The following is a 22,286-nucleotide window of genomic DNA, read 5'->3' on the forward strand; positions in this document are numbered from 1 at the left end:
ATAGCGGTGTTAGTTAAACTACCTGCTGCGCCTGAAGGTCAGCATGGTAACTACTTCTTACCATGGGGCCGCTGGCGGTATTATTAAAGCCCATGGCATCCGCTTTTTGGCGTAAATCTTCAAAAATTTTCGGTTCTACATAACGCATGACCGGCAGGTGGTGCACGCTGGGCTGCAGGTATTGACCCAGCGTCAGCATGCTGACATTGTGCGCACGCAGGTCGCGCATCACCTCCAGGATTTCTTCATCGGTCTCGCCCAGGCCAAGCATCAGGCCGGATTTGGTTGGAATGTGCGGATACAGTTCGCTGAATTTCTTTAATAAGGTGAGCGAGTTCTGGTAGTCTGAACCGGGTCTGGCTTGTTTGTAGAGTCTGGGGATTGTTTCCAGGTTATGGTTCATGACATCCGGCGGCGCTTCACTCAGGATCTTCATGGCAACGTCCAGGCGGCCGCGGAAATCCGGTACCAGGATCTCGATTTTAATTTCCGGAGACTGTGCGCGGACCGCTCTGATGCAGTCCACAAAGTGCTGCGCGCCGCCATCCAGCAAATCGTCGCGGTCTACGCTGGTAATGACGACATATTTCAGCCGCATCTGCGCAATCGTCCGTGCGAGGTTTTCCGGTTCATTGGCATCCGGCGGCAGCGGTTTGCCGTGTGCCACGTCGCAGAACGGGCAGCGCCGTGTGCAGATGTCACCCAGGATCATGAAAGTTGCCGTGCCGCCGCTGAAACATTCGCCTATGTTCGGGCAGCTTGCTTCTTCACACACGGTATGCAGGTTGTTATCGCGCAGTACACGTTTGATTTCCTGATAGCGGGCGGAGTCCGGCGCTTTCATGCGTATCCATTCCGGCTTGCGCTGCGCAGGCTGCGGTATGATCTTGATCGGGATGCGCGAGGTCTTGGCCGCATCGATTTCCTTCACGCCGGCAATTTTCTGCCTGGGTGTTTTAATATCAGTCTTGTTTACGTTATCAGTCATGCTTTTCCATATCGTCAGTCATTGCCGGGGCTTGCAGCTGTTCAAAGCCGGCATTGAGTATTTGCAGCAGTTGTTCACCGATTGCCCGCATGTCGGCAGCAATGCCCAGGTCTTTAGTCTGCGTGACTTTCAGTCCGGCGTAGCCGCAAGGGTCAATGGCCTCGAACGGGCTCAGGTCCATATCTACATTCAGGCTCAGGCCGTGATAGCAGCAGTTGTTTTTTACGCGTAAGCCCAATGATGCGATTTTGGCTTCCTGTGCATCGGCAAGCTGCACATAGACGCCGGGCGCGTCCTGCTTTGCGCTTGCCTCAACCCCGTGCGCCGCAAGTAACTCGATAATCGCATTTTCCAGCAATGTGACCAGCCTGCGTATATTCAGGCGGCTGCGCTGCAGGTCTGCCAGGATATATACAATCACCTGCCCTGGCCCATGATACGTGATCTTGCCGCCGCGGTCAGTGAGTATGGTCGGAATATCGTTACGCTGCGGCAGCCTGACCTGCCTGCGATTGAGCCCTAAAGAATACACCGGCGGGTGTTCGGTCAGCCACAATTCATCCGGTGCAGCCGGAGTGCGCTCCGCGTTGAAGCGCTGCATGGCCTGGCATGTGCTTTCAAATTCCGTGAGGCCTAAACGCCGGATGATCAAGGGCTGTTGCATCGCTTGCTGCGTTGGTCAGAGGGCGAATTTCACCAGGGGATGTGCGCTCAACAGGCGGTATACATTATCCAGCTGATCCTGGGATGTGACATACACATTACAGGTCAGGCTGATGTATTTGCCGGCTGAACTCGCGCGCATTTCTACATGATCGGCAGTAAATGCAGGCAGATGCGTCTGGATGACTTCAACAATGGTGCTTGCAAATGCATCGTGGGTTTCCCCCATGACCTTAATGGCAAAGCTGCAGGGGAAATCGATTAATGGCGGTGCGGTGTGGGGTTCTATTTCACGCATACAGGTTACCTGCTTATTGTAATAGCAATTTTATCGAATCCCAGGCACGACCCAGAATGCCGGCTGTGTCGACGGCTTTTGCCGCAACGATAGGACGCTGTTCCACGACTTTGCCATTCAGCATGAATTTCACGGTGCCGACTACCTGGCCTTTCTTGATCGGGGCGATCAAAGGCTGTGTGCTTGAAATGACAGCTTTCACATTGGCATATTCGCCTTTTGGCAGCGTCAGGTATAAGTCGTTTGCTACGGTTGAGGCAACCGTATTCTCAGTGCCTTTCCATACCCTGAGCTGGTTGATGGCCTGGCCGCGTTTGTATACGGGGGTGGAATCAAAGAACTGGAAACCGTAATTGAGCAGTTTCTGGCTTTCCGTTGCGCGGGCGGCATCTGTAGGTGCACCCAGTATCACGGAAATACGGCGGGTGTTGTCGCGCTTGGCAGAAGAAATCAGGCAGTAGCCGGCAGATTCGGTATGGCCGGTTTTCATGCCGTCCACATTCGGGTCCAGCCATAACAGGCGGTTACGGTTAGGCTGCTTGATATTGTTGTAGCTATATTCTTTAACGGAATACAAACGCTTGTAATCTTCCGGAAAGTCGCGGATCAGGGCGCTGGCCAGGATCGACAAGTCTTCCGCCGTGGTGTAGTGCTGTGGATCAGGCAGGCCGGTCGCGTTCATGTAGTGCGTATTTTTCATGCCCAGGCGCTGCGCTTCTTTGTTCATCATGCTGGCAAACAGTTGTTCCGTGCTGGCAATGCCTTCTGCAAGGGTGATGGAAGCATCGTTACCTGACACGATAATCATGCCATGCAGCAGTTCATCGACCGTAACGGGTTTGTTGGGCTCGATAAACATTTTAGAGCCTTCAACCTTCCAGGCGAGCTCGCTCACCGGCAGCGTTTGTGTCAGTTGCAGATGGCCGTTCTTAATGGCTTTGAAGCTCAAGTAAGCCGTCATGATTTTAGTCAGTGATGCCGGCTCAATGCGCATGTTTGCATTTTGTGTGGCAATCACATGGCCGCTGTTGAAATCCTTAAGCAAATACGCTTTGACTGCCAGGGTTGGCGGCGGTGCGATCTGTGCGCTTTCCGCATGAGCAAGCGGGCTGAAACTCAAGGCCATGCATAAGGTGGTTGCTGAAATAATACCGATACTGCGAGTGAATAATGGATGATTGATCATGTGTCTTTATTAGTGTTTACTGATTGGTAACGATTGCTGAAAGATTTAATTGCTTGCGAACTTTGCTGGCAGAGACATCAGCTTCTTTTCTGGTACTGAAAGGGCCGAGCTTCACGCGGTAAATGCCGTCATTATACACGTTAGTGACAGCCGCATTTCCGGCAAGTTCCAGCCCCAGAATCTTCTTCTGCAGCAGGTCGCCGTTCGCCTCGTTTTTAAACGCGCCTACCTGGACATAGTAGCTTGCCGGACTCGTATCCGGATTGTTGCTGGCGTTAGCTGCTATGGTTCTTGTTTCCGCTGCGGGCGGTGGCGCATAGGCCACCGGAATGATTTCCGGCGCAGGAGCCGGTGTTGCAGTGCGGATGGTATCTTTTTTCTGCAAGGCTTCAGGGCGGGTGTCAATCCATTCAACCTCAACCGGTGCGCTGCCCTGCGAGGATATGCGCAATTTATAGGCAGCTGCGTAGGATAAATCGATCAGCCTGTCCTGCTTGAAAGGGCCGCGGTCATTGATGCGCACGATCACAGTACGTTTGTTCGCCGGATTGGTGACCTTGACATAGCTTGGTATCGGGAGCGTAGGGTGTGCGCCGGACATCCCGTACATGTCGTAGATCTCTCCGCTCGAAGTTTTTTTGCCGTGGTAACGCCTGCCATACCAGGACGCCACGCCCTGCCGCACATAAGGTGCATAGCTGGTCATGGGCACGTATTTCCTGCCGAGTGCGCTATAAGGCTGATTGCTGCGCGGCAGGAGTGTTTCGGTTTTGGGTTGCGCATCGGGAATACTGTCTATGTCTGCCGGCGGATTGTCGCCGGGACCGTCATCCAGATAATAGCCGCCCTTGCCGCTTGGTTTGGACGCCTGGGTATCCGTCGGTTTTACGGCTGACTGGCCGCCGCATGCGGTGACCGTCGCGACGCAAAGCATGATAATAAATCGTTGAAAGTTAAACATTCAATCACCTCCATAAGGTATCCGTACGTTCTGGATACAGGTCAGGGCGTTTCTGAAAATGCAGTCTCCGGGATGCCTCGTTGCCCGTGTGCATGTGAACTTGCAGGCGGCGCACCGGCGTATGCCCTTAGTTTGCAACTAGATTCTTGTGGGTATGTATGCTCATTAAAATACCAAAACCCAGGCACAGTGTCACCAGAGAGGTGCCGCCATAACTGATCAGGGGCAATGGTACTCCTACTACCGGTAAAATGCCGCTCACCATGCCCATGTTGACGAAGGCATAGGAAAAGAAATTCAGCGTGATGCTGCCGGCGAGCAGCCTGGAAAATGTGCTCTGTGCCTGCGAGGCTATCATCAGGCCGCGCATGATGATAATGCTGAACAGTGTCAGCAGCAGCATATTGCCCAGAAAGCCGAATTCTTCGCTGAACACCGCAAAAATGAAATCGGTCGTGCGCTCGGGCAGAAAATCCAGCTGCGTCTGCGTACCATTGAGCCAGCCCTTGCCGGTTGCCCCGCCGGAGCCGATCGCAATAATCGCCTGTATGGTGTGGTAGCCCGCTCCTAAGGGGTCTTGCGTAGGGTCGAACAGGATCTCGATCCGTTTTCTCTGGTAATCATGCAGCATGGACCAGAAAATAGGCATGAATCCAAGCAGTGACACCATGGCGCCCGCCAGGAATTTCCAGCTCAGTCCGGCCAGGAATAGCACATAAAACCCTGAGGATGCGATAAGCAGTGATGTACCAAGGTCAGGTTGTTTCATGATCAGGGCAACCGGTATTGCCAGCAAAAGACCGGCCACGATGAAATTGGTCGCACTTGGCTTGCCTTCGCGTGAGGCAAAGAACCATGCCAGCATCATCGGCATGGCAATCCTCATGAGCTCCGAGGGCTGGATCTGGGTAAAGCCGATATTCAGCCAGCGCCTTGCGCCATGGCTGATGGAGCCGAATAATGCAACGGCTATCAGCAGCAGCACGCCGAGTACATAAAGGATCAGGGCAACGCGTTCAAGTTTCTGCGGTGAAATGTTGGCAACCACCCACAGTACGCTTAATGCGACTCCCATATTCACGGCCTGTGCATATATGCGATCCAGGCTCTGCCCCGATGCGCTATACAGCACGAACAGGCTGGTCAGCAGCGCAAAAAACAGGCATGTCATCAGGAAGGCATCAATATGTTTAAACAAATGCTGGAATAGTTTGCTAATCATGCAGCTCTTCCTCTGGAGGCGCTGTTGTGGCGGCAGTATTGCCGGTTAATTGCTTATTATCTTTTGCCGCTTCGATAGCGGGGACTTTGCCTAGCAGGTAATAATCCATCACTTTCCTGGCAATCGGGCCGGCAGTGGAGCCGCCGTGCCTGCCGTTCTCGACAATCACCGCCAGTGCAATGGTCGGATCTTCGGCCGGGGCGTATGCGATGAACAGGGCATGGTCAAGGTGGCGTTCATTCATGCCGCTTTCATTATATTTTTCGTTCTGCTTGATGCCGATGACCTGTGCGGTACCGGTCTTTGCCGCGATCGAGTAGCCGGCATTGGCACCCACGCTGGCGGCGGTGCCGCCAGGCAGTGTTACGTCTATCATGCCGCGTTTAACGATTTCCACATTATCAGGATGCAGCACGACCCTGTCCTGGACGACCGGCGGCGTCATCTGTTTCTTGCCGGATTGCGCGCTTTCGATCTGGCTGACCATGCGTGGCTTCATCGCGACACCGTTGTTGGCCAGAATGGCCGTGGCCTGTGCCAATTGCAGCGGGGTGACCAGGGTGTAGCCTTGCCCGATGCCGACAATAACGGTTTCACCAGGGAACCAGGGCTGCTTGAAGCGCCGTTGCTTCCATTCGGGCGTGGGCAGCAATCCGCCGTTTTCGCTTTTGCCGCTGACGTTGTCGATGTCGATGCCTGATTTCCTGCCGAAGCCGAAATGGCGCACGAATGAAGTCAGGCTTTCGATGCCCATTTCCATGGCCAGGCCATAGAAGAAGGTATCGCAGGAGATGGTGATCGCTTTCTGGATGTCAACGGTGCCATGGCCGCTGGGTTTCCAGTCGCGGTAGCGGTGGCTTTTGCCGGGCAGCGTGAAAAAGCCCGGATCGTGGATCGAGTATGGCGGCGCGCGCTTGCCTGCCTCCAGCCCGGCCAGTGCAACAAAAGGCTTGAAAGTGGAGCCGGGCGGGTATACGCCGCGCAGGGGCCTGTTGATCAGCGGTTTGTCCAGTGACTCGTTCAGCGCTTTCCAGCTCTCGCTATCAATGCCGTCTACGAATAAATTGGGGTCAAATGTGGGTTGGCTGACGTAACTCAACACCTCGCCGGTCTTAGGGTTGATGGCCACCAGTGCGCCACGGTGGTTGCCGAATGCGGTTTCAGCGATTTCCTGCAGCTTGCTGTCAGCAGCCAGAATGATGTTGTCACCCGGAATCGGCGGTGTGCTTGAGAGTACACGCACGGCATGGCCATCGGCATCGATCTCGACCTGCTGGAAACCGGTGGTGCCATGCAACTGCTTTTCATAATACTGTTCCAGGCCGCTTTTGCCGATGTGGTCCGAGCCTTTGTAGTTGGAAAGGTCGCCGGATTCTTCCAGGTTCTTCAGGTCACGGTCATTGATGCGGCCAATATAACCGATCATGTGCGAGCCCAGTTTGCCGAGCGGATAATGCCTGAACAGCCTGGATTTGATCTCCACGCCCGGAAAGCGGTAATGATTCACCGCGAATTTAGCCGCCTCGATTTCATTCAGGTGCGTGCGTATCGGGATGCTCTCGAAGTTGTGGCTCTGTTCGCGGAATTTCTTGAAACGCTTGCGGTCAAGTGAGCTGACCTCGACCAGGCTGCTGATCTCGGCGATGGTTTCTTCCAGGTTCTTTACTTTGGCCGGAGTGATTTCCAGGGTGTAAGCAAAAAAGTTGTGGGCGAGGATGACGCCATTCTTATCCAGGATCAGGCCGCGGTTGGGAATGATGGGCACCAGTGAAATGCGGTTGTTTTCGGCAAGCGTCTGGTAATGGTTGTACTGCTTGATCTGCAGGTAGGAGAACCGGAAAGCCAGCAGCGCAAACAGGCAAAATACGACCAGCGCGGCAACGCCAAGCCGGAACCTGAAATAATGCTGCTCATGCAGGTAATTCTTTAATTCGGCACCCATGTTCTAATCAGCTGCCGTGAGAGTGCCTGCCGGTGTTCAGGCCGAAACTGACCGCGATCTGCCACAGCAGGACGCCGGTAACGCTAGGCAGGAAATATGTCCAACCCAGGAACTCGTGGCCTGCAAATGCCTTGAGTATGAGCAGGATCAGCTGCGATAGCGAAAGCAATGAAAAAACATAGACCAATTGCTGGGTGCTGCTGAATAGCACCAGGCGGCGCTGGTAAATGACAGCGAAGAATGTGGTGATGGTATAGGCCAGCGCGTATTGGCCGAAAATGCCGCCGGTTGCTAAATCGACCCATAAGCCCATGAACCAGGCGGTGCCGACGCTGCATTGGTTAGGCGCGCGCAGCAGCCAGAACAGAATCACCAGCAGCATGAAATCCGGGCGTAATGACAGCGCAATGCCGGACCATGGGAACAGTATGCAGATGAACGCTGCAAACAGGGATAGGTAAATTGACCAGAACTTATTGTTGCGCATGCGGACGGCTCCCAGCATTCGCTGAAGGGGTTGGTGCGGGTTCTGCTGCAATGGCAGGCTTAGTATTCTGGGCTGGTTTCGTGCTTGTGGCCGCTGGAGCAGTGATTGCCGGTGCAGTTACCGCCACAGGTGCTGCTGCAGATGGCCTGCTTTTTTTACTTGCGGGGGCGGCATTCGCGGGGAATCCTGTTGCGGACTCCTGCCTGACTTCAGGAATGCTCACCAGCAGTAGCTGCCTGTCATTTTCAATCCCTCCGGTAGGCATGCAGACAATATGTGCAAACGGAGAGTCCTGCGTGGTTTTCATTTCCACTACCGTTGCAACAGCCAGGCCGGCAGGATAAACGCCGTCGATGCCTGAAGTGACGAGCTTGTCGCCGCGCTTGATGTCAACGTTGGCAGGCAGGTAAGGCAAATCCAGTGTGTTATCGCGGCCATGGCCAAACGCAATCGCCCGCAAGCCGTTGCGTTCTATCTGTACCGGTATTGCCAGCGATTTATCGGTGATCAGCGTGATTTCACTGCTGGATGGATAGGTGCGGGTGACCTGGCCGATGACGCCTTTTGCGTCCACCGCTGCGGCACCGGTGATGACATGGTGATTCTTGCCGCGGTTGACGATGATTTTTTTAGTAAAGGAATCTCGGCCCACGTGGATGATTTCTGCCAGGATACTGGTTTCGGTCAGAGACTGCTTTGCCTCCAGCAAATCACGCAGATTGGTATTTTCCAGGTTCAGGATATTCAGGCGCTGCAATGCGATATCCTGCGTAAGCGCCTGTTCTTTCAGGCGAGCGTTCTCTGCAAGCAGGTAGTGATGCGTCGAGAAGTACTCGTCCGTGTTATGGTAAAGCTCGGAAGGTGCATTGGCGACGACTTGCAAAGGGTGCAGCAGCGTCATCAGTTTCTCGCGTACCTCGGCCAGGTATTGCAGGCGTGAATCGGTCGCCATCAGCGCCAGTGACATGGCCGTGAAGAATGTGAGCCGGGCGAGTGGGCTGGGGCCGCGCGCAAAAAAAGCCGGCGCTTGCTGCTGATCGAAGTTCTGATGAATGCCGCGCATCATTGTTGAGTTTATGGAGTCTCGTTTTTGCTGTTAGTGTATAAACTTTAGGCCGTATGCATACGGCCTAAAGTCTGACGGTCAAATAATCGAAAGCCGGTTCTGTACTGGCTGGTTTGACTATTCGTATGCGAACACGCTGCCTAATTTGTCCATTTCATCCAGGGCACGTCCGCAGCCGCGGGCAACGCAGGTGAGCGGGTCTTCAGCGACGATCACCGGCAGGCCGGTCTCTTCGATCAGCAGCCTGTCGAGGTCGCGCAGCAATGCGCCGCCGCCGGTAAGTACCATGCCCTTTTCGGCAATGTCGGCACCCAGTTCCGGCGGTGTCTGCTCCAGCGCTGATTTCACGGCACCAACGATTGCATTCAGCGGTTCGGTAAGTGCTTCCAGGATTTCATTGCTTGAAATCGTGAACTTGCGCGGCAGGCCTTCAGCCAGGTTGCGGCCGGTGACTTCCATTTCCAGTACGGTTGAGCCGGGGAATGCGGAGCCGATTTTTTTCTTGATCGCTTCAGCGGTCGGTTCTGAAATCTGCATGCCGTAATTGCGGCGGATGTAATCAATAATGGCCTGGTCAAATTTATCACCGCCTACACGTTCGGATTTTGCATAAACGATGCCGCCCAGGGAAATTACGCCAACCTCGGTGGTGCCGCCGCCGATATCCACCACCATTGAGCCGGTAGCCTCGGCAACCGGCATGCCGGCACCGATGGCGGCAGCCATGGGTTCTTCAATCAGGAATACCTGCTTGGCGCCTGCGCGTTCGGCTGATTCTTTGATTGCGCGGCGTTCAACCTGAGTTGAGCCAACCGGTACGCAGATGATGATGCGTGGGCTTGGGGCGAACCAGCGCGAATCATGTACACGGCGGATAAAGTATTTGAGCATTTGTTCGGTAATCGTGAAATCGGCAATCACGCCGTCTTTCATCGGGCGGATCGCCTGGATATTGGCCGGTGAACGGCCGAGCATGCCTTTGGCTTCGGCGCCCACTGCCAGCAGGATCTTTTTGCCGCTGGGGCCGCCTTCAAGACGAATTGCAACCACTGACGGTTCATCGAGAACAATGCCTTTGCCACGTGAGTAAATAAGGGTGTTTGCTGTACCTAAATCGATAGCAAGGTCATTTGAGAAATAACTTCTGATAGAACCGAACATTATGTTTTTCCTGATGTTAATACTGTGTGTGATAGCTGCTTGCAGGCTTAATCGGCTTGAGTGATTAAGGCGCCGCTTAAATCAGGGTATAATACCGCATATCCTGTTGAAAATTAAGATGCATTGGAAAAATTAAGGTGAATTTATACTTGGTTTTTCCATGCAGGTTTTTAACAAAATTTTTTAAATTGAATAATTTGGTTCTGAAATAATCGAATTGCTCTTAACTATCTTTCGGACGATCGAAGCATGGCACTCAGTATTGAAGATATAAAAAAAATAGCGCACCTCGCGCGCATTGAAGTCAGCGAAGGTGAAGCCGCCGCAACCCTTACAAAACTTACCGGCATTCTGGGCCTGATCGAGCAGATGCAGGCCGTGAATACTGAAGGCATCGTCCCGATGTCGCACTCTCAGGATGTCGTGCAGCGCCTGCGTGAGGACGTGGTGACCAAAACCAACCAGCGTGAGGCGTTCCAGGGGATTGCACCAGCGCTTGGTAACGGCTCAGCCGAACGTGCCGTTGACAGCGGTCTTTATCTTGTACCCAAAGTAATAGAGTAACAGCACATGATTAACAGTAGCTTAAAAACATTAGGCCAGATGCTGGCTAAAAAAGAAGTTTCCAGTGTAGAACTGACACAGGCGTTCCTGAATCGCATCGACACCTTTAATCCGGAAATCAACGCTTATATATCATTGGATCACCAGAAGACACTGGCGCAGGCGCAAGCGGCGGATGCGATGATCGCTGCCGGTAATGCAGGGCCGCTGACCGGTATTCCTATCGCACAGAAAGATATTTTCTGCGCCAGTGGCTGGAAGACCACCTGCGGCTCCAAGATGCTGGCGAATTTTGTCGCACCGTATGATGCGGATGTGATCTCCCGCTTTGATGCTGCCGGTGCCGTGAACCTGGGTAAAACCAATATGGATGAGTTCGCGATGGGTTCATCCAACGAGACCAGCTATTTCGGCGGCGTGAAAAACCCATGGGATTTCACGCGGGTGCCAGGCGGCAGCAGCGGCGGAAGTGCGGCGGCAGTGTCAGCACGTTTGTGTGCAGCGGCCAGCGGCACTGATACCGGTGGCTCGATCCGCCAGCCTGCATCTTTATGCGGCCTGACCGGGTTGAAGCCGACTTACGGCGTAGTATCCCGTTACGGCATGATTGCTTTCGCCTCCAGCCTTGACCAGGCTGGGCCTATGGCAAAATCCGCCGAAGACTGCGCACTCATGATGAATGTGATGGCGGGCTTCGATGAGCGAGATTCCACTAGCCTCAATCGCGAGAAAGAAGATTACACGCGCGACCTGAATAAGCCTTTGCAGGGTTTGCGTGTCGGCTTGCCGAAAGAATTCTTTGCGGAAGGCCTGGATGCCGGCGTAGATCAGGTCATTCAGGCTGCAATCGCGGAATATAAAAACCTCGGTGCGGAAATTGTTGAAATCTCCCTGCCCAACACCGGTTTGTCTATCCCGGTGTATTACGTACTGGCGCCGGCCGAAGCTTCAAGCAACCTGTCACGTTATGACGGCGTGCGCTACGGCCACCGCACCGCGGAATATACCGATTTGATGGATATGTATTGCAAGAGCCGTGCTGAAGGTTTCGGCGCCGAAGTCAAGCGCCGTATCCTGATCGGTACTTATGTGCTGAGTGCCGGTTACTATGACGCGTATTACCTGAAAGCGCAGCAGATCCGCCGCCTGATCGCGCAGGATTTTGAAGAAGCTTTCAAGCATTGCGATGTGATCATGGGGCCAGCTGCGCCGTCGACTGCATTTAAAGCCGGTGAAAAAGTGGATGACCCGGTCGCGATGTATCTGCAGGACATCTATACGATTTCTACCAACCTGGCAGGTTTGCCCGGCATGAGCATACCGGCGGGTTTCAGTGCCGGTAGCGATGGCAAGGCGTTGCCGGTAGGCTTGCAGATTATCGGTAATTATTTTGATGAAGCACGCATGCTGAATGTGGCGCACCAATATCAACAAGTAACAGATTGGCATGCTCGTATGCCAGAGGGTCTAGCATAATGGAATGGGAAGTTGTTATCGGGCTGGAAACTCACACCCAGCTGCAAACAAAAACAAAGATATTTTCAGGCGCGTCTACCGCGTTTGGTGCCGAGCCTAACACTCAGGCATGTGAAGTCAGCATCGCGCTGCCTGGCGTGTTGCCGGTGCTGAATAAAGAGGCCGTCAACTGTGCGATCAAATTCGGCCTGGCAGTCAATGCAGAGATTGCGCCGCGTTCAGTATTTGCGCGTAAAAACTATTTTTACCCGGATCTGCCCAAAGGTTACCAGATCAGCCAGTACGAACTGCCGGTGGTCGGCAAGGGCGCTGTCACGATTCAGGTGCCGGCGGCGGGCAAGAACCCGGCTTACGAAAAAGTGATCAACATTACGCGTGCCCACCTTGAGGAAGATGCGGGCAAGTCAGTCCATGGCGCAGTGGAGGGCATGAGCGGTATCGATCTCAACCGTGCCGGTACGCCATTGCTGGAGATCGTGACTGAGCCTGACATGCGGTCTGCGGCGGAAGCGGTGGCCTATGCCAAAAAGCTGCATGAACTCGTGCAATGGATCGGAATCTGTGACGGCAATATGCAGGAAGGCAGTTTCCGCTGTGACGTGAACGTATCGGTACGTCCGAAAGGGTCTGACAAGCTTGGTACGCGCCGCGAGATCAAAAACCTGAACTCGTTCAAATTCATGCAGCAGGCGATTGAGTTTGAGACACGCTGGCAGATCGAAACGCTGGAAGATGGCGGTACGATCCAGCAGGCCACGGTGCTGTTTAATCCGGATACCGGTGAAACACGTGCGATGCGCAGCAAAGAGGAAGCGAACGATTACCGTTATTTCCCTGACCCGGATCTGCTGCCGCTGGAAGTGACCGAGGCGGATAAAGCGCGTGTAAAGGCAGAAATGCCTGAATTGCCTGAGGCAATGAAAGCGCGTTTTGAATCGGAATACGGTCTGACCGGCTATGATGCAGCAACGCTCACCGCCAGCCGTGATGTGGCAGATTACTTTGTGGCCGCGGTCAAGGCCGGTGCGGATGCCAAACCGGCCGCAAACTGGGTGATGGGTGCGGTTTCTGCAAAACTGAATGCAGAAGAGAGATCTATTACCGAGTCACCGCTAAGCGCTGCGCAATTGGCGAGCCTGCTTAAACGCATTGCCGACAACACGATTTCAAATAATGCGGCAAAACAGGTGTTTGAAGCGATGTGGGCAGGTGAGGGTGAAGCGGATGCCATCATTGAGGCAAAAGGCCTCAAACAGGTGTCGGATACCGGGGCGATTGAAGCGATCATCGACGAAGTGCTGGCTGCCAATGCTGCAATGGTGGAGGAGTTCAAGGCCGGTAAAGAGAAAGCATTCAATGCGCTGGTGGGTCAGGCCATGAAAGCTTCCAAAGGCAAGGCCAACCCTGCGCAGGTCAATGAAATGCTGAAGAAAAAACTGGGGGCTTAACCTTAATCGCCTGTTTGCCGGTTTCCAGAAAAACCAAAAAGCCATGATTGCATACTTGCAATCATGGCTTTTTGCTTGATGGGCGCTTGAGGTTCGACAGGAGCTTTGGTTTACTGATTCGGTGGATTCTGGCTGCCGGTGGCGGTAGCGGTGTTTTGGCCCCTGAGCGCCAGGTAGCGCTTTTTATCGTCGTCAAAACGTTTTTGTATACTATCGATGGCCTGCTGGCGTTCGCTGATGCGCTGGTCGATTTTCGTCACCGCATCCTTGTGGGTTTTCAGCTCATCCCTGATGTTTGCTGGTACAGGTTTTTTAGCTTTGCTGTAATTGCTGGCGGCAAGGTCGGACTGCTCGAGCTTTTTCTGCGCGACCGCCCTGTCCTGCTGCAGGTTTTTGAGGGCAAGCAGTTCCGGTTCCAGGTTGCGGTCGCGTGTCAGGTCGATTTCATTGGCATTCGTGAATGTGCCAAGCAGCGCCCGGTCTTTTTTGTTCTGTTCCAGTTTGGCTGATTCCGCTGCTTGATCTACCTGTGGAGCATTCGGTTTATTATGCTGAACGGTGATACCCTGCTTGTTCATCAAAGAGTTGTCACGATCGGCATATTGGGGCGGGATTGAATCGCCGTAATGCGTGATGCCTTTTTCGTCTTTCCATTTGACAATACGGCCGCTACCTTCGGCCTGTGCATGCGGCATGAAGCATGTTGCTGAAACCAACGAGGCAATAATGGTCAGTCGCACTGACGCAAAATAATCCGGTTTTCCGGATGTTGACCTTTGTAATTGCAGCATCATGAATCTAAGCACCTCTATTTCATACACATTCGCGCATGGCAGCTGTGCATGTAAGTTTAACTGACGCCATATTTCTGGCGATATGCCTCGACTGCATGCAAGTTTTGCACCAGATCCTGATGTGCTTTCAGATAGCTCAGTAAATCATCCAGATTGGTAATCGCGCAGACTGGAATCTGGTTGGTTTTCACCACTTCCTGCACCGCAGACAGCTCGCCCAGGCCTTTTTCCTGCCTGTCGATCGCAATGGCCACGCCGCAAGCCCTGGCGCCATTGGCGTTGATAAGCTCAACGGATTCGCGCACCGAAGTGCCTGCCGAAATTACGTCATCAATGATGAGAACTCTACCTTGCAGTGGGCTGCCTATGATCGTGCCGCCTTCGCCATGGTCTTTAGCCTCTTTGCGGTTGTAGGCGTAAGGGATGTTGCGACCATTTTTGGCATACGCAATGGCAATACTTGCCGCTAATGTGATGCCTTTATAGGCAGGCCCGAATAGCATGTCAAACTCAATGCCGGAATTCTGGATCGCTTCGGCATAGAATTCACCTAATTTCATTAAACTCTCGCCGTCATTGAATAAGCCGGCGTTGAAGAAATACGGGCTTAAGCGCCCGGCTTTGGTTTTGAATTCGCCGAAACGCAAAACCTCTTTTTTGATCGCAAATGCGATAAACTCTTGTCTGAATTGGTCTGTTTTCTGGGTCATTTTATCTATCTACTGTTATCAGGAATGAAGTTTTGAAGATTATATCGTTAAATTTAAATGGCATCCGCTCCGCAACTAATAAAGGTCTGTACGCATGGCTGAAAAAACAGGATGCTGACGTTATCTGCATGCAGGAAATCAAGGCGCAGGTATCTGACATGACAACCGAGATGCTGAATCCTGAAGGGTATTATGGCTATTTTCATTATGCGGAGAAAAAAGGTTATAGCGGCGTCGGCATTTATTCAAAAAAACAGCCGGATGCCGTGATTGAGGGGCTGGGAAACACAGGCCTGGTACAGGGGCATGGCATGCAGGATATAGACAGCGAAGGCCGCTACATAGAAGCAAAATTCGGTAATTTAAGTGTAGTTTCGCTGTATTTGCCGTCTGGTTCCAGTGGTGAGGAGCGGCAGGCATTCAAGTTCAGCGTCATGGAGCGCTTTATGCCGCAGTTGCAGGCGCTAAAAGCAAGCGGCCGCGATGTAGTGATCTGCGGTGACTGGAATATCGCACACAAAGAGGCTGACTTAAAGAACTGGAAGGGCAATAAAAAGAACTCCGGGTTTCTGCCGGAAGAGCGTGCATGGCTCACGGCATTGTTTGATGAGGTGGGCTGGGTCGATGTATACCGCAGGCTGCACCCGGATACCACGGATGCATGTTACACCTGGTGGAGCAATCGCGGCCAGGCCTGGGCAAAGAACGTAGGCTGGCGTATCGATTACCAGATCGCGACGCCGGAGTTTGCAGCAAAGGCAGTGGCCACCAGTGTGTATAAAGATGAGCGATTCAGTGACCATGCGCCGCTGATTATCGAGTATGCAGGTTAAGAGGGATTGTCGGAGGGTTTTTCTGCGCAAGGCTGTGCGTGCTTAGCGGCAGAAAGGTAGCTGCAGGCTTTGCAGCACTTCTCCGCTGCGGGCGTTCTGCACAAAAACTGCAGCCCCGGCATCGCGTTTAATCCATTCGGCACCTAGGGTGACGTTTTCCGAGAACTCGTTGCCCTTACGCATGCGGTATGGCCCAAAGAGTTTCTGCACCACATAGTCATGGTGTAGCTCTCGGCCGTTATTTTCGCCGGCATTTATTTTGCTGGTTAATTTGTTTTCATAAACTGCAATCATCATTTCACTGTCCACGCCATCGTCTGCACTTAATATCTGTGCATTTGCAGATAGCGACAGGCCGTTGGCCTGGCTTGCGATATGCAGTGTGAGGTTTGCGCGCGGTGCCGATTCCAGCTGTGCTTTGATGCGGTTATCAAGCTGGGTATTATTCCATTGCCTGAGATCGCGCCCGTTTATTACAAACTGTGGCGTGTAAACAAATCCGGAATGATTGAAAGCGGCAGTTCTGTGCTGCCGTGCCGTATATTCCGCTTTCGAGAAGCGATCTTTCCAGCCTATGTAGTTCCAGTAGTCCACATGAAACGCGAGTGCAGTCAGTTTGTCTGGCCCGTAAGGCAATTCACTCAGCCATTTGTCTGCCGGCGGGCAGCTGCTGCAACCTTCAGAGGTGTAGAGTTCGAGCAAAGGCACGGTGGTCATGCCGCTTCTGGCACTGCATTCATAGGCTGAAGCAGTGTGTGGAAGCACGCTGGATAAAGTAATTGCGAGCAGGAGCCTGTAACGGAATGCCATGATATATCTCCTTGAACATAGAGATATGTCGTTGCCGGCAGTAAAACCTTACAGAGTGCTGCTTGTCTGGCTTGCTGCGGTCTCGTTCCAGGGGGCGATCTTGATCAGCAATGCCATGCCCGGTATTGCCAGTAAAAAACACAGCATGAAGAACTGGAACCAGCCCAGGTGCTCTACCATGTAACCGGTGGCGGCGTTGGCAAACGTACGCGGCACGGCAGCGAGGCTCGTGAACAGCGCAAACTGCGTGGCGGTATATAGCGGGTGCGTGGTGTGTGCAATGTAAGCGACGAAGGCTGCGGTGCCGAGGCCGACGCCAAAAGCCTCGACGCCGATCACCAGGCCCAGCAGCGGTATGTTGTGTGATGCGGTAGCCAGCCATGCAAAGCCGAGGATAGCAACCATTTGCACTGCGCCAAATATCCACAGCGAGCGGTTGATGCCGAGCTTGATCATCCATGCGCCCCCCAGCAGACCGCCGACCACGCTGGGCCAGAGTCCGGCGTTCTTGGCAATGAGGCCGATCTCTGTTTTACTGTAGCCCATATCAAGGTAGAACGGTGTTGCCAGTGCAGTCGCCATGCTGTCGCCCAGCTTGTAGAGGAAAATGAATGCCAGGATGGTCAGTGCGGATTGCATGCCATTGCGGCCGATAAATTCTTTGAACGGCTCTACTACAGCGGCGCGCAGGGTCTTGGGGGCGCCATTCCTGAGTAGTGGTTCCGTCACCAGCAAGGTCATGATCAGCCCCGGCAGCATGAACAGTGCTGTGATGGTGAAAACGCTGCTCCAGGCCATGTGGTCAGCCAGGATGAGCGAGAGCGAGCCCGGAACCAGGCCGGCAATTTTATAGGCGTTCACATGTACGGCATTGCCGAGCCCCAGCTCCGCATCGATCAGCAGTTCACGGCGGTAGGCATCCAGCACAATATCCTGGCACGCGCTGAAAAATGCGACGACTGTCGCCAGGTAGGCAATTGCCCAGATATCCAGTTTCGGGTTAAAGGCGCCGAAAGTCGGGATTGATAGCAGCAGCAGTATCTGCGCGATCAGCAGCCAGCCGCGCCGCCTGCCCAGCGGTGGCGTGTAGCGGTCAAATAATGGCGCCCACAGGAATTTCCAGGTGAACGGCAGGTTGATCAGCGCAAACAGGCCGATGGATTTGAGATCCACGCCTTCGGAACGCAGCCATGCCGGCAGCAGGCTGATCAGGATGTACAGCGGTAAACCGGAACTGAAGCCGGTAAAAACGCAGATGAGCATTTTTCTGCTCATGAGCGATTGCCGTATGCCAGGTTGTGAAGTGGGCGGCAAGGCGGCTACTTGGCTTTTAATCTATACATGGCCAGGCAGCCAAGCAGGTTGGGTATGAAGTTTATTTCTTTGCCATCGGTAATGACTTTGCGTTCCAGGATGTCGATATTGTGGTTCTTGCAGAATGTATCGAAGTCATGGATGGTGCAAAGGTGCACGTTAGGCGTATCAAACCACTGGTAAGGCAGGGTTTTTGATACCGGCATCTGGCCGAGGGTGATCTGTATGCGGTTGCGCCAGTAACCGAAGTTAGGAAAGGTGACGATGACTTCCTGTCCCACGCGCAGCATGTCCAGCACGATGGCTTCGGTATGATGCATCGCCTGCAGCGTTTGCGACAGGATAACGGTATTGAATGACTGGTCTTCAAACCCGGATAACCCGTCTTCGAGGTCCATCTGAATCACATTGGAACCGTTCCGGATGCATGCCAGCACATTGGCATCGTCTTTTTCGACACCGTAGCCCTTGATTTCGAGTGAGCCGCGCAGGTATTGCAGCAGTTCGCCGTCGCCGCAGCCTAAATCCAGCACTTTTGAGCCGAATTTAACCCAGTTTGCAATTATTGCAAAGTCTTGCCTGAAGTTTGTGATATTTACATTATTCTGCATGGTCGCTGCCAATCTGGATATTGCTTAAATAACTGCGCAAAATGGCATGGTAATGCTTATCCGGCATCAGGAATGCATCATGTCCGTGTGCTGCGGTCACCTCGGCATAGCTGACGGTGCTTTCATTATCCAGCAGCGCTTTGACGATTTCACGGGAGCGTGCCGGTGAAAAGCGCCAGTCGCTGGTGAAAGACAGCACCAGGAATTGCGCTTTGGCTTTGGCCAGGGCCTTGCTCAAATCACCGTTAAAGGCCAGTGCAGGGTCGTAATAGTCCAGGGCGCGTGTCATGCGCAAATAAGTGTTTGCGTCAAAAGTGCCCGCAAACTTGTCACCCTGGTAGCGCAGGTAAGATTCCATTTCGAACTCGACATCAAAGCTGTATTTGATCGTGTCTTTAACTTTGCGGCCAAACTTTTCACCCATGACATCGTCACTCAGGTAGGTGATATGGCCCAGCATACGCGCAATGCGCAGGCCGCGCCGCGGGACAACGCCGTGTTCGTAATAATCGCCGCCGTGAAATTCTGGGTCGGTAATGATGGCCTGGCGCGCCACTTCGTTGAACGCCATGTTCTGGGCAGTCAGGTTGGGTGCCGATGCGATGATCAGTGCGTGGCGAACGCGGTCGGCATAAGCGATGGTCCACTGCAGGGCCTGCATGCCGCCTAAGCTGCCGCCGATGACGGCTGCCAGCTGGGTGATGCCCAGCCGGTCAAGCAGGCGGGCTTGTGAAGTGACCCAGTCTTCTACCGTCAGGATAGGGAAGGTGGAGCCCCATTGCCTGCCGTTTGCAGGGTTGATGCTGGCTGGCCCTGATGAGCCATGGCAGCCGCCGAGGTTGTTGAGGCCAATCACAAAGAACTTGTCGGTATCCAGAGGTTTTCCGGGGCCAATCAGGTTGTCCCACCAGCCGGGGTATTTGTCGTTTTCGCTATGCTTTCCGGCAACATGATGATTGCCGGAAAGCGCATGACAGATCAGCACCGCATTGGATTTGTCTGCATTGAGCGTGCCATAGGTTTCATAAACCAGGTCATATTGTGGCAATACCTGACCGCTTTTAAGGGTAAGCGGTTCGCTAAAATGTGCAGTTTGTGGGGCAACAATGCCGACAGAGTTATTTTCAGACATGTAGTGATTATACTATGGCTAATTAAAACAGGTTTATAGAAAAAAGCGATTTGGAAGGAGGTTTTTGTTACCCATGCTGATACAAAATATACAGGGATTTATGCAGTATTTTCCGCAGATTGCCAGTGGCGTCTATGTGCATCCCGCCGCAACGGTCATCGGTGATGTCGTGATCGGCGAGAATAGCTCGGTATGGCCCGGTGCGGTGATCCGCGGCGACGTGAACCATATCCGCATCGGCAGCAATACCAATGTGCAGGATCTAAGCATGCTGCATGTCAGCCATAGATCCAGTGCGGATCCCGCAGGTGCAGCGCTGACGATAGGCGACAACGTGACCATAGGCCATGCGGTCATATTGCATGGCTGCACGATAGGGGATGAAAGCCTGATTGGCATGGGCAGTATTGTCATGGATAAAGCCGTGGTGCAGAAACATGTGCTGCTGGCGGCAGGCAGCCTGGTGCCGGAAGGCAAGGTGCTCGAAAGCGGTTATCTGTATGTGGGCCGTCCGGCCAAAAAGATACGGGCGTTAACCGCAGGTGAAATCGCCCATTTCATGTACTCTGCCGACAATTACGTGCGCCTGAAGAATCAATACCAGGCAGGATAAGGCCGTCTGCTGATTTAATCCCAATGCGTGCTGACAATGAGCGGGTTTTTGCCTATGGTGACGCGGTCATTGCCGCCGAAGTCTCTGACGGTTTCGATATTGACCAGCCCTGTTTGCGCCATGAGTTCTCTAACGGTTTCGGCCTGATTGTAACCGTGTTCGAACATTAACCAGCCCTGCGGTTTGAGGTGAATTAAACAGCCATCAATGATCCGTCGTATATCATCGAGACCATCGGCACCGGAGGCCAGCGCCGATAACGGTTCAAAGCGCAGGTCGCCCTGCTGCAGATGCGCGTCTGTTTCCTCGATGTAAGGTGGGTTGCTGACGATGACATCAAACCGTGCGTTGCCGAGATCATTGAACCAGTCGCTTAATGTAAAGTGAACGTTGGCAAGGTGAAGTTGCCGGCTATTGCTGATGGCAACATCCAAAGCAGGCCTGGATGCATCAACGCCGGTGACTTGCGCCTGCGGCCGTTGCTGTGCGATCGCGAGCGCGATAGCGCCGGTGCCGGTACCCAGATCAAGGATTTGCGTGTGCTGGCCGGCCAGTATTTTTGCCAGCGCGGTGTCTACCAGTATTTCCGTATCCGGCCTAGGAATAAGCGTGGCGGGCGTGACGGTCAGGTTCAGGCCATAAAATTCGCGGCTGCCCAGAATGTAGGCAATGGGTTCGCCATTGACGCGACGATTGACCAGCGCCTCAAACCTGGCCTGCATGCCGTCTTCCAGGCTGTCATTCTCGTGGGCAATCAGCCATGCGCGGCCAGCGTTCAGCAGGTGCTGCAGCAACAGCTGTGATTCGAACCTGGCGTCAACTGTTTCAAGCCGGGGTGAGCTGTTTAGCTGTGCCTGGGCTTGCAGCAAGGCTGAGCGGATGGAATGCATGCTGCGTAGCCGCTGGACTGCGCCGACGGGATTAGCTGTCTTCGCCCAGGCTAGCCAGCAGGTCAGCCTGATGCTCAGTCGAAAGCGCGCCGATCAGCTCATCCATATCGCCTTCGGTAATCGCGTCGATTTTATAGAGCGTCAGGTTGATGCGATGGTCGGTAATGCGGCCTTGCGGGTAGTTGTAGGTTCTGATGCGCTCGCTGCGGTCGCCGCTGCCGATCAGGCTCTTGCGCTCACTGGCGATTTTGCTTTGCTGCTCATCTACCTGTTTGGCTTTGATGCGCGCCGCCAGAACTGCCATTGCCTGCGCTTTGTTGGCATGCTGGCTGCGGCCTTCCTGGCATTCGACCACGATGCCGGTAGGTGCGTGGGTGATGCGCACGGCGGAGTCGGTCTTGTTGATGTGCTGGCCACCGGCACCACTGGCGCGGTAAGTGTCGATACGGATATCCGCCGGGTTGATGACGACATCGGATACTTCATCGGCTTCGGGTAATATGGCTACCGTGCAGGCGCTGGTGTGGATGCGACCCTGGGTTTCTGTATCCGGCACGCGCTGTACGCGGTGACCGCCGGATTCGAATTTCAATTTGGAGTATGCGCCGTAACCTTCAATCTTGGCGATGATTTCCTTGTAGCCGCCGACTTCTGATTCATTGGCGGACATGACTTCCACTTTCCAGCCCTGGCGTTCCGCGTAGCGTGAATACATGCGGAACAGGTCGCCCGCAAACAGGCTGGATTCATCGCCGCCGGTACCGGCGCGGATTTCCAGGAAGATGTTCTTCTCATCATTCGGATCTTTCGGCAGCAGCAGTTTCTGCAGTTCGGCCTCAACCGTTTCAAGCCTGGCTTTGCCGTTATCGATTTCTTCCTGCGCGAACTCTTTCATATCGGGGTCGCTGAGCATTTTCTGCGCTTCTTCGATGTCGGCTTCGGTTTGCACGAAGGCGTGGTATTGCTCAACGATAGGCGTGATTTCTGCATGCTCACGCGTCAGTTTCCGGTAGTTTTCCATGTTGGACGTGGCGTCTTCGCTGCTTAACAGGCGGTTCACTTCGTCCAGGCGCTCGCTTAAATTAGCGAGCTTGGTAATCATGCTTGGTTTCATAGG

Annotated in this window: 23 protein-coding genes; 5 read left to right on the top strand and 18 right to left on the bottom strand. The window is 53.7% G+C overall.

Annotated elements, in window-relative coordinates:
- Positions 1-13: 13 nt before the first annotated feature.
- The 10 genes from lipA to GQ51_RS09505 form a co-directional block, all read right to left on the bottom strand.
- Entirely contained in the window at positions 14-988 is a 975-nt protein-coding gene (lipA, locus tag GQ51_RS09460; RefSeq protein WP_047552281.1) for a lipoyl synthase, read from the bottom strand.
- Positions 981-1,652 (bottom strand): lipoyl(octanoyl) transferase LipB, encoded by a 672-nt coding sequence (lipB, locus tag GQ51_RS09465; RefSeq protein ID WP_047552283.1) that lies wholly within the window; start codon positions 1,650-1,652, stop codon positions 981-983. Before lipB ends, lipA begins: the two co-directional genes overlap by 8 nt.
- Before the next feature lie 15 nt (positions 1,653-1,667).
- Positions 1,668-1,949 carry an HP0495 family protein gene (locus GQ51_RS09470; protein ID WP_047552285.1) on the bottom strand — a complete coding sequence of 94 codons (282 nt, stop codon included), beginning with the start codon at positions 1,947-1,949 and terminating at the stop codon, positions 1,668-1,670.
- A gap of 13 nt (positions 1,950-1,962) precedes the next feature.
- Positions 1,963-3,075, bottom strand: coding sequence for a D-alanyl-D-alanine carboxypeptidase family protein (locus GQ51_RS09475; protein ID WP_047554100.1), 1,113 nt, complete (start codon positions 3,073-3,075; stop codon positions 1,963-1,965).
- A 76-nt stretch (positions 3,076-3,151) separates the two neighbouring features.
- Positions 3,152-4,096 carry a septal ring lytic transglycosylase RlpA family protein gene (locus GQ51_RS09480; protein WP_047552287.1) on the bottom strand — a complete coding sequence of 315 codons (945 nt, stop codon included), beginning with the start codon at positions 4,094-4,096 and terminating at the stop codon, positions 3,152-3,154.
- Positions 4,097-4,223: 127 nt separating this feature from the next.
- Positions 4,224-5,318, bottom strand: coding sequence for a rod shape-determining protein RodA (gene rodA, locus GQ51_RS09485; protein WP_047552289.1), 1,095 nt, complete (start codon positions 5,316-5,318; stop codon positions 4,224-4,226).
- The gene (mrdA, locus tag GQ51_RS09490) at positions 5,311-7,260 is read right to left on the bottom strand and encodes a penicillin-binding protein 2 (protein ID WP_047552291.1); all 1,950 of its coding nucleotides are present in this window, start codon (positions 7,258-7,260) and stop codon (positions 5,311-5,313) included. Before mrdA ends, rodA begins: the two co-directional genes overlap by 8 nt.
- Positions 7,261-7,267: 7 nt before the next feature.
- The gene (gene mreD, locus GQ51_RS09495) at positions 7,268-7,747 is read right to left on the bottom strand and encodes a rod shape-determining protein MreD (protein WP_047552293.1); all 480 of its coding nucleotides are present in this window, start codon (positions 7,745-7,747) and stop codon (positions 7,268-7,270) included.
- Positions 7,734-8,810: a rod shape-determining protein MreC gene (mreC, locus tag GQ51_RS09500; RefSeq protein WP_052177879.1), complete on the bottom strand. Its 1,077-nt coding sequence runs from the start codon at positions 8,808-8,810 to the stop codon at positions 7,734-7,736. The genes mreD and mreC overlap by 14 nt, the downstream gene beginning before the upstream one ends.
- 120 nt (positions 8,811-8,930) lie before the next feature.
- The gene (locus GQ51_RS09505) at positions 8,931-9,974 is read right to left on the bottom strand and encodes a rod shape-determining protein (protein WP_047552297.1); all 1,044 of its coding nucleotides are present in this window, start codon (positions 9,972-9,974) and stop codon (positions 8,931-8,933) included.
- 249 nt (positions 9,975-10,223) lie between these two features.
- Between GQ51_RS09505 and gatC the strand changes: the two genes are divergently transcribed.
- The 3 genes from gatC to gatB are packed head-to-tail and all read left to right on the top strand — an operon-like array spanning position 10,224 to position 13,462.
- Positions 10,224-10,538, top strand: a complete 315-nt coding sequence (gene gatC, locus GQ51_RS09510; protein ID WP_047552299.1) for an Asp-tRNA(Asn)/Glu-tRNA(Gln) amidotransferase subunit GatC — start codon at positions 10,224-10,226, stop codon at positions 10,536-10,538.
- 6 nt (positions 10,539-10,544) lie between these two features.
- Complete coding sequence (gene gatA, locus GQ51_RS09515) at positions 10,545-12,014, top strand: Asp-tRNA(Asn)/Glu-tRNA(Gln) amidotransferase subunit GatA (RefSeq protein WP_047552301.1); 1,470 nt, start codon at positions 10,545-10,547, stop codon at positions 12,012-12,014.
- Positions 12,014-13,462 (top strand): Asp-tRNA(Asn)/Glu-tRNA(Gln) amidotransferase subunit GatB, encoded by a 1,449-nt coding sequence (gene gatB, locus GQ51_RS09520; protein WP_047552303.1) that lies wholly within the window; start codon positions 12,014-12,016, stop codon positions 13,460-13,462. The genes gatA and gatB overlap by 1 nt, the downstream gene beginning before the upstream one ends.
- A 110-nt stretch (positions 13,463-13,572) precedes the next feature.
- On the opposite strand, the gene GQ51_RS09525 is transcribed toward gatB, so the two are convergent.
- Positions 13,573-14,256 carry a DUF4124 domain-containing protein gene (locus GQ51_RS09525; protein ID WP_052177795.1) on the bottom strand — a complete coding sequence of 228 codons (684 nt, stop codon included), beginning with the start codon at positions 14,254-14,256 and terminating at the stop codon, positions 13,573-13,575.
- Between the two features lie 56 nt (positions 14,257-14,312).
- Positions 14,313-14,966: an orotate phosphoribosyltransferase gene (gene pyrE, locus GQ51_RS09530; RefSeq protein WP_047552305.1), complete on the bottom strand. Its 654-nt coding sequence runs from the start codon at positions 14,964-14,966 to the stop codon at positions 14,313-14,315.
- 32 nt (positions 14,967-14,998) lie between these two features.
- Here pyrE and GQ51_RS09535 point away from each other — a divergent pair, with 32 nt between their 5' ends.
- A complete protein-coding gene (locus tag GQ51_RS09535) occupies positions 14,999-15,799 on the top strand; it encodes an exodeoxyribonuclease III (protein WP_047552306.1) in 801 nt (266 codons plus the stop codon).
- A gap of 42 nt (positions 15,800-15,841) precedes the next feature.
- Here the strand turns inward: GQ51_RS09535 and GQ51_RS09540 are convergent, their stop codons facing one another.
- The 4 genes from GQ51_RS09540 to metX are packed head-to-tail and all read right to left on the bottom strand — an operon-like array spanning position 15,842 to position 19,666.
- Positions 15,842-16,609 carry a DUF1223 domain-containing protein gene (locus GQ51_RS09540; RefSeq protein WP_047552308.1) on the bottom strand — a complete coding sequence of 256 codons (768 nt, stop codon included), beginning with the start codon at positions 16,607-16,609 and terminating at the stop codon, positions 15,842-15,844.
- 48 nt (positions 16,610-16,657) lie between these two features.
- On the bottom strand, positions 16,658-17,884 hold the full coding sequence (locus GQ51_RS09545) for an AmpG family muropeptide MFS transporter (RefSeq protein WP_047552310.1): 1,227 nt from the start codon (positions 17,882-17,884) through the stop codon (positions 16,658-16,660).
- Between the two features lie 44 nt (positions 17,885-17,928).
- Positions 17,929-18,534 carry a methionine biosynthesis protein MetW gene (metW, locus tag GQ51_RS09550; protein ID WP_047552313.1) on the bottom strand — a complete coding sequence of 202 codons (606 nt, stop codon included), beginning with the start codon at positions 18,532-18,534 and terminating at the stop codon, positions 17,929-17,931.
- Positions 18,524-19,666: a homoserine O-succinyltransferase MetX gene (gene metX / locus GQ51_RS09555; protein ID WP_047552315.1), complete on the bottom strand. Its 1,143-nt coding sequence runs from the start codon at positions 19,664-19,666 to the stop codon at positions 18,524-18,526. Before metX ends, metW begins: the two co-directional genes overlap by 11 nt.
- A 73-nt stretch (positions 19,667-19,739) precedes the next feature.
- Between metX and GQ51_RS09560 the strand changes: the two genes are divergently transcribed.
- Entirely contained in the window at positions 19,740-20,279 is a 540-nt protein-coding gene (locus GQ51_RS09560) for a gamma carbonic anhydrase family protein (protein ID WP_047552317.1), read from the top strand.
- 14 nt (positions 20,280-20,293) lie between these two features.
- Here GQ51_RS09560 and prmC read toward each other — a convergent pair whose 3' ends face one another.
- A complete protein-coding gene (prmC, locus tag GQ51_RS09565; protein WP_047552319.1) occupies positions 20,294-21,169 on the bottom strand; it encodes a peptide chain release factor N(5)-glutamine methyltransferase in 876 nt (291 codons plus the stop codon).
- Positions 21,170-21,200: 31 nt separating this feature from the next.
- Positions 21,201-22,283 (bottom strand): peptide chain release factor 1, encoded by a 1,083-nt coding sequence (gene prfA, locus GQ51_RS09570; protein ID WP_047552321.1) that lies wholly within the window; start codon positions 22,281-22,283, stop codon positions 21,201-21,203.
- Positions 22,284-22,286: the final 3 nt, after the last annotated feature.

It is taken from the genome of Methylotenera sp. G11, assembly GCF_000799735.1.
Taxonomy (GTDB): domain Bacteria; phylum Pseudomonadota; class Gammaproteobacteria; order Burkholderiales; family Methylophilaceae; genus Methylotenera.